Annotated in this window: 12 protein-coding genes and 1 other RNA gene; 3 read left to right on the forward strand and 10 right to left on the reverse strand. The window is 44.9% G+C overall.

Annotated features, from left to right (window positions below; all coding sequences use genetic code 11):
- The first annotated feature begins 165 nt into the window (after positions 1 to 165).
- Positions 166 to 558 (forward strand): hypothetical protein, encoded by a 393-nt coding sequence (locus ACH0AB_RS01880; protein WP_406876941.1) that lies wholly within the window; start codon positions 166 to 168, stop codon positions 556 to 558.
- 112 nt (positions 559 to 670) lie between these two features.
- Entirely contained in the window at positions 671 to 1,585 is a 915-nt protein-coding gene (gene cysE / locus ACH0AB_RS01885; protein WP_406877055.1) for a serine O-acetyltransferase, read from the forward strand.
- Between the two features lie 53 nt (positions 1,586 to 1,638).
- Here cysE and ACH0AB_RS01890 read toward each other — a convergent pair whose 3' ends face one another.
- Positions 1,639 to 3,156 carry a S41 family peptidase gene (locus tag ACH0AB_RS01890; RefSeq protein WP_406876942.1) on the reverse strand — a complete coding sequence of 506 codons (1,518 nt, stop codon included), beginning with the start codon at positions 3,154 to 3,156 and terminating at the stop codon, positions 1,639 to 1,641.
- Positions 3,157 to 3,179: 23 nt separating this feature from the next.
- Complete coding sequence (gene gpmI, locus ACH0AB_RS01895) at positions 3,180 to 4,802, reverse strand: 2,3-bisphosphoglycerate-independent phosphoglycerate mutase (RefSeq protein ID WP_406876943.1); 1,623 nt, start codon at positions 4,800 to 4,802, stop codon at positions 3,180 to 3,182.
- Positions 4,803 to 5,103: 301 nt separating this feature from the next.
- Here gpmI and ssrS point away from each other — a divergent pair.
- Positions 5,104 to 5,302: non-coding RNA, 6S RNA (ssrS, locus tag ACH0AB_RS01900), on the forward strand.
- Positions 5,303 to 5,363: 61 nt separating this feature from the next.
- On the opposite strand, the gene ACH0AB_RS01905 is transcribed toward ssrS, so the two are convergent.
- The 8 genes from ACH0AB_RS01905 to hemW form a co-directional block, all read right to left on the reverse strand.
- Positions 5,364 to 6,662 (reverse strand): NCS2 family permease, encoded by a 1,299-nt coding sequence (locus tag ACH0AB_RS01905; RefSeq protein WP_060995436.1) that lies wholly within the window; start codon positions 6,660 to 6,662, stop codon positions 5,364 to 5,366.
- A 230-nt stretch (positions 6,663 to 6,892) separates the two neighbouring features.
- Complete coding sequence (gene gspK / locus ACH0AB_RS01910) at positions 6,893 to 8,032, reverse strand: type II secretion system minor pseudopilin GspK (protein ID WP_406876944.1); 1,140 nt, start codon at positions 8,030 to 8,032, stop codon at positions 6,893 to 6,895.
- A gap of 107 nt (positions 8,033 to 8,139) precedes the next feature.
- Entirely contained in the window at positions 8,140 to 8,952 is an 813-nt protein-coding gene (gspJ, locus tag ACH0AB_RS01915; RefSeq protein WP_406876945.1) for a type II secretion system minor pseudopilin GspJ, read from the reverse strand.
- Entirely contained in the window at positions 8,949 to 9,371 is a 423-nt protein-coding gene (gene gspI / locus ACH0AB_RS01920; protein ID WP_406876946.1) for a type II secretion system minor pseudopilin GspI, read from the reverse strand. The genes gspJ and gspI overlap by 4 nt, the downstream gene beginning before the upstream one ends.
- Positions 9,368 to 10,030, reverse strand: coding sequence for a pilus assembly FimT family protein (locus tag ACH0AB_RS01925; protein WP_406876947.1), 663 nt, complete (start codon positions 10,028 to 10,030; stop codon positions 9,368 to 9,370). The genes gspI and ACH0AB_RS01925 overlap by 4 nt, the downstream gene beginning before the upstream one ends.
- Positions 10,031 to 10,127: 97 nt before the next feature.
- Positions 10,128 to 10,829 (reverse strand): TetR/AcrR family transcriptional regulator, encoded by a 702-nt coding sequence (locus ACH0AB_RS01930; RefSeq protein ID WP_203172016.1) that lies wholly within the window; start codon positions 10,827 to 10,829, stop codon positions 10,128 to 10,130.
- 286 nt (positions 10,830 to 11,115) lie between these two features.
- Complete coding sequence (locus ACH0AB_RS01935; protein ID WP_406876948.1) at positions 11,116 to 11,901, reverse strand: TatD family hydrolase; 786 nt, start codon at positions 11,899 to 11,901, stop codon at positions 11,116 to 11,118.
- A gap of 78 nt (positions 11,902 to 11,979) precedes the next feature.
- Positions 11,980 to 13,128, reverse strand: a complete 1,149-nt coding sequence (gene hemW, locus ACH0AB_RS01940) for a radical SAM family heme chaperone HemW (RefSeq protein ID WP_406876949.1) — start codon at positions 13,126 to 13,128, stop codon at positions 11,980 to 11,982.
- Positions 13,129 to 13,297 lie beyond the last annotated feature (169 nt).

The raw sequence follows: 13,297 nt of genomic DNA on the forward strand, positions 1-13,297 counted from the left end.
TCGTAAGTCTTGGTTGTATATTTTGGGCATGGTGGTATTGGTTTAAAATGCTTATTATATTACAGTTTTAACTATACTATTATCAAGCTATATTGGTTATTTTTGTTGGCTTTTTTTGCAGTTTGGCTGCAAGATTTTTTTAAAAATTTATTGGCAAAATTTCCTGTGGTTTTTGCAATCGCTTTATGCCTACTAACCCTGTTTATTTTATTTGCAACATCGGCGTATTCTTATTGGCAAATGCTACTTTGTGGCTTACTGTTTTGTTTTATCGCCAACGGTTTTACGTATTTTGGCGTGTTATACCAACGAAGTCTAAAGGTCTTGGGTGAATTAAGTTATAGCTTGTATCTGACTCATGGTTTGGTCATGTATGTTTGGTTTAACTTATTACACTTGCATGACTTTAGCCAATCGATGACCGCTTATGTGTGGACGTACCCGCTGGTATTGGTATTCGTTGTTATGTTTGCTGTTATAGGCTACAACTATATTGAAAAACCTTTGATGCATCGACCTAACTATCGCCGTGATGCGACAACAGTATTGCAATCATAGCCAATCATAGCGTAGCTTAATGAGTTCGTGATATCATAATCACTTAAAATTTTTAAAATCGGTAGTCAGTATGTTGTCCGTCATCCAAAATTTATCCAAAAAGACCCAGACCATCAAAGCAGAATTACAAGAGGACATCCAAGCGGTATTTGACCGTGACCCTGCGGCACGTAACACCCTTGAAGTGCTGTTGACTTATCCTGGCGTCCATGCGCTATTGATTCACCGTGTCGCCCACAGTATGTGGCAACACAATAACAAAGGCTTGGCACGGTTTGTATCCTTTGGCAATCGATTTTTGACGGGGATTGAGATTCACCCTGCAGCAAAAATTGGGCGTCGATTCTTTATTGACCATGGCATGGGCGTGGTCATTGGTGAAACTGCTGAAATCGGCGATGACGTCACATTGTACCATGGCGTCACGCTTGGCGGGGTATCATTAAGTGAGGGCAAACGCCACCCCACGCTGGAAGATGGCGTGGTTGTCGGTGCAGGTGCCAAAGTATTAGGCGGATTTACCGTGGGTAAATATGCCAAAATCGGCTCCAATGCTGTCGTTGTCAAAGAAGTGCCTGCCGGTGCGACCATGGTAGGCGGTGCCGCGCGTCTGATTCACGATAAAGCCAAAGCGGAGCAAATGGGGCTTGATAGCTTGGCAAATAATGGGGTAAGCCCAGCTGACGACTATATCGAAAAAACCGTCGTCGAAAAAACAACCGATGCTGAGCAGATGAAAGCGGTTGAACAAACCTCCGCTACTAGTGAGGAAGATTACAATAAAATTAAGTTAGAGCAAGCGGGCGTTTTTCATCAATATGGGATTGACCCCAATACCCAAGACCCTGTGGCAATGACTTTTATCAAAATGCTCGAGCACATTCGCCAGTCTGAAGCGCGCCTTGATGAATTGCAAAGTGCGATGTGCAGATTGGATCCAAATTTCTGCAAAAAACAATATACCAAACTTGATGTGCGTGATTTGGATGCCGTTGATCCGCAATTTTTTATGGAAGATGAATTATAAAATAAATTCCACCTGATATTAGATATTATTGGGTGACTGCTTAGGTGATGAGCTTAAAAAGACTGGGGCGTTGGTGTAGGTTTAAGTAAAAATTGATTGCTTCGTTTAGTGGTTTGCAAATCCGCTAATACCTGATCTAGCCAACTCGTTTCTGCACCCGTCAAAGTCACATCGGGTTTGACGCCTACGCCATCAATTTTGTCACCTTTACTTGAGTAATAATGCGCGACCGTTAGTTTTACCGCTTCGTTGTCATTGATGGGTACAATGCTTTGGATAGAGCCTTTACCATAGCTGGTTTCGCCATATACCTTGGCACGTTGGTTGTTTTGTAGGGCACTGGCTAATACTTCAGCCGCCGAAGCGGAATAACGATTTTGCAACACAACCAGCGGTAAGTCGGCAAATTGGGCTTTGCCGTGCGTGCGCATCACCTCTTGTATGCCTTGCCGATTTTTAATCTGCACCACTACTTTATCGTTCATAAATAAGCTTGCGATATCATTGGCAGCTGACAACACGCCACCTGGATTATTGCGCAAATCGAGTACCAGCACGCTAAACGGCTGATTTAATTTGGTAAGTGCCATTAAAAATTGCTGCTGGGTATTGTTTTGAAACACAGGGATTTGCACCACCGCAACACCATTAATGATGTTGGCACTCATAGCTTGTTGTTGTACCAAGGTTCTTTGCACCACCACCAGATGTTTACGACGACCTTTGTCCGAGACTAACAAGCGAGCCGTTGTCCCTGCGATACCTGTTAGCAGCTGATCGACATCTTGCGAGGTTCGTGTGTTGTCTAGCTTATTATCATTGATTTGATGCAAATAATTGCCGCGCTGAATACCCGCTTTTGCAGCAGGCGAGTTGGGCAGCACATCATCAAACACCCAGCTATCTACATCGGCATGAAAACTGACACTCACGCCAATACTGCCAATATCACCTTCGGTAAATAACCTTAAGTTTTCAAACGCGTTCGCATCCAGATATTCAGAATAAGGATCGAGCGCCGCTAAAGTACCTGCCATCGCATTGGCAAACAGGGATTCATCATCGACATTGGTCACATAGTTTTGACGGATAATATCAATCATTTTGACAAATTTTTCAACCGTGACGGGTGATACCGCCCCCAACGCCACTTGCTGGATTTGCTCAGAGGCTGGCGCGATGGGCTGAGTGTCTAGGTTTGGCTGAGTGGCGGGATTAGTCACCATAGGGGTGGTTGATATAATATCCACCTCCCCGCCATCGTCAGCGCCGTCATCAGTCGAATTATCATAATCAGCGCCATCTGGTACAGCATTAGGTGCATTCACCACACTAACAGGTAAGGCAGTAGGATTGGCACCCGCAATCGCCTGAGTGATTGCAGGTTTTAATATCGTTTTATTGGTTTTTGCCGCAACTGAGGCAGCAGAAGTAACAGGTGGTTTGACAGGCGAACTGACAGTCGATCGGTTAGCAGCATAACCCAATGAACCTATCCCCCACAATGCCAGCGCTATAATGTGTCTTTTGAAAGTAGGGTTGGATAGTGATTTCAGACGCTGCGTTACCATAGGATAGTTGTACCCATTAACTGTTAGTTTGCTACGATTAAGCTTTCACCTGTCATTTCGGCAGGTTTGGCAAGGTGCATTAAGTCCAATAGGGTTGGCGCCACATCTGATAGCTTACCACCCGTGCGAATGTGCACGGTATTAGGCGCTTGCTCATTGACATAAATAAATGGTACTAGCTCTGTGGTGTGCTGGGTGTGCACCTGTCCGCTATCATAATCCTGCATTTGCTCCACGTTGCCATGGTCAGCGGTAATCAGTAAATGCCCATGATTGGCAATCACACAATCAGCAATGGTTTTCACACAGTTATCTAACGTTTCGACGGCTTTGACAGCGGCATCGAACACACCTGTGTGCCCTACCATATCGCCATTGGCATAATTCACAATCAGTACATCATACGCACCGGAATTAATGGCATTGGTCAATTTTTCAGTGACTTCTGGCGCACTCATTTCGGGTTGTAAATCATAAGTAGCAACCGAAGGCGAGTTGACCAAAATCCGCTGCTCTCCCTCAAACTCTGCTTCGCGCCCCCCACTAAAAAAGAAGGTCACGTGCGCGTATTTTTCGGTTTCAGCAATGCGCAGTTGGGTTTTGCCTTGCGCTTGCAAATACTCGCCCAATGTGTTGGTTAGCGATGTCGGTTCAAAGGCGATACTGGTCACGCCATTGTTTTGTAACTCATCGGAGTATTTGGTTAGCATTACAAATTTTGACAGCGTTGGCAGTTTTTCACGCGTAAAGCCATCAAAATCAGCTGAAACCAGTGCTTGGCTAATTTCGCGGGCGCGGTCGGCACGAAAATTCATAAAAATCACACTGTCATTGTCTTGTATGGTACCAAAGTCAGCGTTTTGGTTAGCATAACGCACCCAAGTCGGCTTAACGAACTCGTCACTTTCACCTGCGCCATACGCTGCGCTAATCGCTTCAGCACCTGATTGTACTACCCGTTCTGCTTTGGCTTGGGTCAGCAAATCATACGCTTGCTGTACCCGATCCCAGCGTTTATCCCGATCCATCGCAAAGTAGCGACCAATAAGACTCACCAAATAAGCCGTGCCTTCATATCGCTGATTAAGCGTGGTAAGCGCTTGTTCTAATTGTGCCACATAATTGTCCGCACTTTTAGGTGGCGTATCACGACCGTCCAAAAATGTATGGATAAAGACCTGCTTTGCACCCTGCTGCAATGCCAGCTCCACCATTGCGACAATATGATCTTGATGCGAATGAACCCCGCCATCAGATAACAATCCCATGATATGCACATTGGCTTGTCGGTCATTGGCAAGCTTCACTGCTTCGGTTAATGCAGGGTTGCTAAAAAATTGCTGTTCGCGGATTTCTTTGTGAATACGGGTAGAGTCTTGGTACAAAATACGACCTGCACCCAAATTCATATGCCCGACTTCAGAGTTACCAAATTGCCCTGCGGGTAAACCCACGTCTTCACCTGATCCTGAAATCAACCCATGGGGATAATGCTGATACAAATAATCAAGGTTTGGGGTGTGCGCCGCGGCAATCGCATTATCACGCTGATCTTCGCGATGTCCAAAACCATCTAAAATCATCAACACATGGGGGATTTTTTTAACCGTCGATTGATGGGTAACCGAGTTAGACGCTTGATTCATTGTTGCCTCTAGAAAAGCTAAAATAAGGAAAATACAAAACTAGTATTAAAAAAATTTTGAAAATTATAGCATAGCTCGCTCCATCTCTTTAACCCAGATTTTGCGTCATTCTGTTAACTGCAAAGCCTGTTAACTGCTAAGCCTGTTAACTGTCAACTGCTAAGCGAGATGATGGGAACAAAACCTTGTGATGTTTGTTGACGATTTGAATGGTATTTTGACTGTCAAGTTTGATTAATTTAATCAATCATTGAATTAATGAGCGAGCTTTTGCATCATCCTAGGTAATCTGCTACAATGAGTGCATCTGGGGTATTCGCCAGTTTATGGTTTTACCTGAGCTGATAATTTATATAAGGGTATGCGTTCTTTTCACTTGTTGTGCAAGCCTGCATCCAGCTACGCTGCGATGATTCAGGAAGCCTTAAGAGTGGTTGCCATACCCACCCTGAACGTTACAGTTCATGGGTTCACATAGACAGCGGTACTCTGGACCAAAATTTAATAAAAAAAACCATCTAACCCAATTCGGCTAGATGGTTTTTTTTGCTCAGCGATTGATTAACTTAAAAAAATCAATTTTGCCAATAAAATCACCGTTAACACCCAAACCGCAGGGCTAACTTCTTTATAACGTCCACTCACCAATTTGGCAATGGTATAGGTAATAAAACCTAACGCAATCCCATCCGCAATTGAAAAGGTAAGCGGCGTCAACAGCAGCACTACCGCGACAGGTGATGCTTCGGTTAAGTCATCCCAATCAATCTCACGCAGCGTAAATAACATCAATACCGCGACATAAAAAATCGCTCCTGCCGTCGCATACGCAGGAATCATCCCAGCCAATGGCGCAAAAAATAACGCCAATAAAAATAACACGCCCACCACAATCGCGGTTAAACCCGTGCGTCCACCCGCTGCCACCCCAGCTGTGCTCTCTACATAACTCGTTACCGATGAAGTACCTAGCAATGAGCCTGCCACAGCCGCCGTTGAGTCAGCAAACAAAGCTTTACCTAGATTCGGGATTTGACCATCGGTAGACATTAACCCAGCTTTTTTGGTCACGCCGATTAGCGTGCCTGATGTATCAAATAACACCACAAATAAAAAGGCAAAAATCACGCTAACCATACTCACATCAAGCGCACCTGCAATATCTAACTGCATAAAGGTCGGTGCAATCGATGGCGGCATTGACACAATCCCTGAGTAATGGGTTTCCCCTGCCAACAAGCTAATCACCGTCACAATCAAAATTGACAACATCACTGCCGCAGGGACTTTACGCTGCACAAATACGACAATCAGAAAAAAACTCAAAATCGCCATCGCAGGACCAAAATCGGTGAGCTTGCCCATGGTCACAAACGTGGCAGGACTCGCTACGATGATGCCCGAGCTTTTAAGCGCAATAAATGCTAAAAACGCCCCGATCCCTGCCACGATACCTTGTTTAAGGGTATAGGGAATGGCGTTGATAATCCACTCACGCAGTTTAAAGGCACTAATCAGCACAAAGAGCAAGCCTGAAATAAATACCGCCCCCAACGCCACTTGCCAGCTTTTACCCATCCCCAAGACGACAGTAAAAGTAAAAAACGCATTTAGACCCATGCCAGGTGCCAATGCCACGGGCAAACGCGCAATCAATCCCATCAAAAAACAGCCCAGCGCTGAGGCTAGACACGTCGCTACGAATACTGCCCCTTTATCCATCCCGGCTTTTGCCAGCATGTCGGGATTGACAAAGATAATATAAGCCATGGTCAAAAAGGTTGTCAGACCTGCCAAAATTTCAGTTTTTATCGTTGTATTGCGGCCATCTATGCCAAAATAGCGCTCGATTACATTCATCTATATTCACCCAATTTATTCATCCAATTTATGCGTCTAGGTTACATCTAGGTTGCATCTGTATCCGTTGTGTTGACAACGCTTTTGTGCCCGTTTTCTGCCCCATCGTCATTCAACAACGCCCAAGAAAAACCCCTTATTTTACCCTAGAATACGCCAGCAACAAATAACTGATTAAAATAAATACAAAATAACTGGGAATTTTGAAGCCAATTTATTGCTATGCTGCGTTATTGGGCAAAGGGTAAAAATTGGCGGTTGTAAGTGATGAGTTGCGGCGTGCCATTTTGCGTGTTATTTTGCGTATTGACTGGTGCTGGCATGGGTGTCGCTGACACACCAGAAGCAGCCGCTGGGTCATTGTCAGCTTTGGGTAAAATCTTAGCGATTTGGCTATGCAAAAAAAGCTGCTTGTCGTCACTTTTGACGCTGACAACGACGTGAAAACTTTGACTTTGGGTGGATAACAGCTTGGTGATGCGTGCCTTGTTACGCTCGTCAATGTTGGCAAAACTTGGTACTGCCCACAATTGAGTCAAGTTTTGCACCGGTAGATTGTTTTCTCGGGCATTCGCCCAATTGGTGATTGCTGTATCGTCGATTTGGTGGGTAGCCGCCACATTTGAAGCTGCGCTAGTGTCTTGCCCAGATTTCGAGTTGCCATCGCTGTCCGAACGGTTTGAGCCTTGCGGATGGTTGCCGTTGGCTTCGGTAGGTAAATTCACCAGTAGGCTTAATAGTTCGGGCTTTACTGTGTTGATATTGATGGGCAAATAGTATGGCACTGCGGTCAGATACGGCGCTAATTTTTGCAATCCTTCGCTATCCATACCGCGCACCTGTTGCAATTCATTGACTGAGATAAAAGGCTGGTTGGCAATACCCATCGCCATTTTTTTGCCCGTACTTTGATAATACGCTGCTTCTGCGCCACCATCGGCACGGGTGTCACTGTCTGGGTCCTGCCAATCGAGCACCGCCATCGCAATGTTGGGCGATAAGCCATTGGCTTGTAACAGCGCTTGAAAAAAAGCCAGTGCCGTATCATCTACTTTGCCATCGTGATACAAGTTATTAATATTAAAACGGCTGGCATCATCGTCGATTTTAATGCTGACTTTGGCTTGATTTATGGTTTGCTCTGCCAGCGGTTTTGCCCAAGCGTCTGCTAAACTATCGACTTGGTTGACTTGGCTGTCTTGCGCGATCAAATTGGTCGCCATAGCTTCGCCTGCCAAAGCATATTCTTTAAGCTGCCCTTGATCTTTGGTCAGCTCAAATTCTCGAATCATCACTTTTTGATTGGCAAGCATACTGCCTGCCACGATGGTAATCGCCACCACCAACAACAAAATAGTCAGCAGTGCCATCCCTTGTTGCCCATGTCGATATGGCGGGTTTGCTATGGCAACATTTGCAAAAATTTTAGACGGAGTGCGGTTTGTTGGCATGGTGTACTTGGTAGAATTTGATTGCATTATGGGTTCGGCGCGTTTGGCGGTGTACTGGGTAACGCAAATCGCCAAGTAATCGGCTCGCCTTGGTAACTAAAATTAAGCTCGATGCCGCGTGGTAACTGCTGATAAGGCGTTAAATCTATACTGTTTTGCAAATTGCCATTTTGATCTGTTGCGTTATCAGGCGCGTTAGGGATCGGATTGGTTGAAGCATTGGCCGTTTGATTGGTGTTTTTTTGCGCTTGTAGTTGCTGAACTTTTTGCAGCGTGGCTTCATCTGGAAACACACTCACCGCTTCAGGCGTCAATGCTTGCCAACTGGCGTCCTTGATACCTGTCAATAAGACACTGGTTGCAGGGGTTTCGTTATTGTCGTCTAACTGGTAAAAACGCTGTTTTGTCAGTGTTTCCCCCGCCACCGAATACTGTATTTTTGCTAGCATAGGTGACGGCTGATAACGCGGATCGGGGGCAGCAAAACGGATAAAACTCATTTGTGACGCATTTAATACAAAGGTGGGTGTCATAGCGGCGGTATTCGCCGATGTCGTATCATTGGCAGTCGCGGATAGGATTGGCACTGCCACATAGTTACTGGTTTGCGCCAAATCTTGCGACAGCTGTAAATAAGCATAATCAAGCTGTGATAATGATTTTTGATGTTGGTAGCCACGCTCGCGACTTTTGGTCAGACTATCCATAATCTGCCATCCCGCCAATGCCAGCATCGCAAAAATCACCAACGCAATCATCAGTTCGATTAAGGTAAAGCCTTGCTGGGATGTTTTAGGCGGTGCTATTGCAGGAGAGGAAGAAATATAAAAAGGGCTCACGGCGTTGTCCCCATATCCTTTACCAGCACTGCATCAATATCTACCACGTCTTTTTTTGGACTGCCATCGACAATAGGTGCCACGCGAATATGAATGGGTTGGACAAAGCCTTGACTGGTTTGTATGGTTTGCGGTGAGATGACCACTTGCCATTGACGACCTTGCGAGGTGATTTGCCGAGTATCAGAAGCCGCGAGCCAAGTTTTTTGTACTCGTAATTCTGCCAACATGTTTTGCGCCACATAATAGCCAAAGGTTCGTGTTTTCATGTTATCCACGGATTGCAAATAACTGCGACTGGCTTGGCTGGCTGATATCGCAACCACCGCCAAAATCGCTAATGCCACCATGACTTCAAGTAACGTAAATCCTTGCTGATGTTGCCTGATAGACAGTCTATTTGAGATAGCCATGGTCATTTTGCCACCTCGATTGCCCCAGCTTGGTTGACGATGATGGGATTGCCAACCGCAAAGGTTTGTTTGTCAGCATTGGTTTTTTGGATGCTGATTTGCACCGGTGTCGCCTCACCTGTCCCAAACCATACCACAGGCGGTGCCTCGTTGCCGCTTAACCAGTTAGCGGTGGGTTGGGTATTTTGGGCGGCTGTGGTATTAAATGGGTTATCCAGTGGGCGGATTTTGACATCAAGGTTGTCTGGCACATCCAGCGGTGCGATTTGTTTTTCTATCACCCATTGTGGTGGCGCAGGTTGTGAGGTTGTTGCGGCATTGGCATTGCGAACAGCGCTTTGAGAATTAGTAAAAGCGTTTTCTAATTTAACCACCACTAGCTGATTGGGCGCGTCATTTTGCGGCAGTTTGATTGCCAGCCCATAAGGCTGCATGCGTTCTGTTGATAACAAGCGTACATAATTAAGATTACTGGTCAAACGCTCATGAAACGCCGTGTTTCTACGATTTTCACTACCCCCTACCGATAGGCTCATCATCCCAGCAAAAATAGATAAAATGACGATGACCACCATGATTTCGATTAAGGTAAACCCTTGTTGCCCACCCATCGCACTGGGTGCGGGAGTGAAAGTTTTACAAGACCGACCAAATAGCAATCGCATCGTCATGCACTCAGACAAAACAGGGATAGTTTATAAAGCTTAACCGGGGGTGATGATAGTTAACTAGTATTCTTTGACATTTACTATTTGACATTTATTATTTGACATTGCGCGGCGTCAAGTTTGATTCAGTCTGTGAATTTGCTGTATGACTAGCGGCGCTGGGTGGGTTTGCCCCAGGAGGCCCATCCACTGATTGTACCGCAGCAGGGTATTGCTTGGGAATATCTAAAATATGTTGAACCAAGGCAAAACGTAAGGTATCGCGGCGACCGAGATAGCGTTGATAAAAACTAGAATTCAGCAGTCCTGCACCGCCTTGACCCATCGCCCAAATGGTTGCCAGATAGTCTCGGGTACTCATGCTACTGTGTAGCGATTGCAGGTATTCAGCCGTGGTGTTGATTAATCGCTTCATGCGTTCACGGCGAATTTCATATAACTGTGAAAAAAGCTTATTAAGCCCTACAGCAGAATTGGCTAAGCGTTCTTCGATTTGGTTGAGTAATATGGCTTTTTGCGGATTGATCAGTTGAAACAGGGTAAGACGCGCCACACCTGCGGCAGGACAATCGCCGACTTCGCTCAGCGCAAGTAGTTGCTGCTCATGACGGATAATGATGCGTAAAAACAATTCATCTTTGCTGGTAAAATGCTTGTATAGCGTACCTTTGGCTAGGTCTAGCTGCTCGGCTAAACTATCTAGCGTGATATCGCCTTCCCCAGACTCTAATAGCAACTGCTCGGCAACTGCCAATATGACTTCTTCACGATTTTTGAATTGTTGTTGACGACTCATTGATTACTCCATCAGTCTGTTCTAGTAGCCCCTATTGTTGACGAGACCCGTTACATCAACCCATCTACGCACAACTGTTAAACGATAAAAAATAAATGATAAAAAAATGCTCGCTTAGTAACTTTGCTTAATAACCTCGCATAGTAACCTAGCTTACTAACTTTGCTTAGTAACATAGGAGCAAGGTTGCTATGTATGATACATGACTGATGAGTCATTGCCAAATGTTTTATCACATAAATTTTATTACCTACTTAATAAAGTATAAAGATTTCGTTAACTATATTTAAGCATACTGATGTAATAATGCATCAAAATTTTGATGGGTTAAATGCGCGAACTCATCCACTGGCATGTCATAATGCTTGGCGAGAAAATCTGCCACATAGGGCACAAAAGCAGGCTCGTTAGATTTGCCGCGTTGGGGCACTGGCGCAAGATATGGGCTGTCTGTTTCAATCAAAATGCGATCTTTGGGCAGTTTTTTCGCCACTGCTTGTAACTCAGTGGCGTTTTTAAAGGTCACAATCCCTGATAAAGAAATATAAAAACCCAAGTCCAAGGCTTTTTTGGCGGTGTCATAATCTTCCGTAAAGCAATGAATAATACCATGCTCGGCTTTTTCTGCTTTTAACAAATCCAATGTATCGTGTTTGGACTCACGGGTATGGACGATAATGGGTTTTTTTAGGTGCTGGCTCGCATGAATATGGCGGGCAAAACTCGCTTTTTGTTCTATGCTGTTTTCTGTTGACCAATAATAATCTAGCCCCGTCTCGCCAATCGCCCAAACATGCGGCTGATTTGCCATTTCAACGAGTGTTTCAACCGTTGCACTTTTTAGCATGGCAATGTCTTCGCAGGGATGCACGCCCACACTCATCCCCAACGTCAGCCCGTCAATTTTTGTATTGATAATCTCATAAATAGCATCGTATTCATCCAGCTCACACATAATCGCCATAATCCGCTGCACATTGGCATCCTTGGCGGCTTGTAAGGCTTGACGGATATCACCTTGATATTTTTCTAAGTCCAAACGATTTAGATGCGCATGGGTATCGGTAAACATATCACTCTCTTTTTTTAATTGATTGACGCTTAAATAAGGCTGCGGCGCATAAATTCAATCAAATGCACCGTCAAAGCGTTAGTCATCGGGTAAAAATTCTTGCAGCACTTGGTTTAAAAATAAAAACCCTTGCGCTGTGCAGTGGATATGGTCACCGCTTAACTCAACCAAACCACGATTGTGTAGTTTTATCAATTGCGGCTCAATGACTGACCATGCCAAGCCTGTCCTCTCTGTCCAAAACTGTTTGGGCACGCCATTTTTTAGCCGCAGCCCATTCATCATAAATTCAAACGGTAAATCAGACGGCTCGATGGCTTGCCAACCTATCGCCGACTGATTAACCCTATAATCTTTTGGTAAGCGAGATTTGCTAAACCGGTAAATGCCATCAGGCCGCGTGACTTTACCATGCGCGCCTGCCCCAATCGCCAGATAATCGCCAAACTGCCAATAGTTGAGATTATGCTGACTGGGCTGAAAATCCGCCTGCCTTGACCATGCCGACACTTCGTATTGCACAAATCCATTGGCTTGCAAAAGCTGAGCGCCTTGCTCAAAAATATCCACCAATATCTCGTCATCGGGCAAAATCGGCGTATTGCGATAAAACATGGTATTGGGCTCAATGGTGAGCTGATACCACGAAATATGCGAAACGCCCAAATCAATCGCTTGCTGCAAATCGCTCAGGGCGTCTGTCAGTGTTTGGTTGGGCAAGCCATGCATTAAATCGACATTTAACTTTTTAAACCCTGCTTGCTGGGCGTTTTGAATAGCCGAAATGGCTTGCTGCGGGTTATGAATCCGCCCCAAGGCAGCAAGTTTTTGGGTTTGAAAACTTTGCACACCAAGCGACAACCGATTGATACCCACCGCTAAATACTCATGAAATGGCGCATGCTCCACGGTGGCAGGATTGGCTTCCATGGTGATTTCACAATCGTGAGTCAGTGTTAACTGAGCATTGATGCCGGCAAAAAGCTGCCGATATTGCGCAATCGGCAGTAGCGATGGCGTGCCGCCCCCAATAAAAATGGTGGAAATCTTGCGCCCTTGTACAAAGCTTAGCTGGGTTTTTAAATCCTCTAATAAGGCATCGACATAGCCTACAAAATCAATCGGTGTACGGCTTTCATGTGAGTTAAAATCACAATACGGGCATTTTTTAACACACCAAGGAATATGGATATAAAGCGATAAAGGGATAAGGTTTGGATTTGGCATTAATCAGTAACTAATTCATTTGATTGATAATTTAACACGCTATAGCCAATAATTTTTTGCTGATAATCGCTACTATTTGGCTATACTTTAAAAAATAACAATGGTAGCATAGCCCCAAACTTTTATTTTGATTTTATTTAATAATTTATCGCTATTTGTTATTGCTATT

The organism is Moraxella sp. 179-F 1C4 NHS (genome assembly GCF_045370505.1).
Lineage (GTDB): Bacteria > Pseudomonadota > Gammaproteobacteria > Pseudomonadales > Moraxellaceae > Faucicola > Faucicola tetraodonis.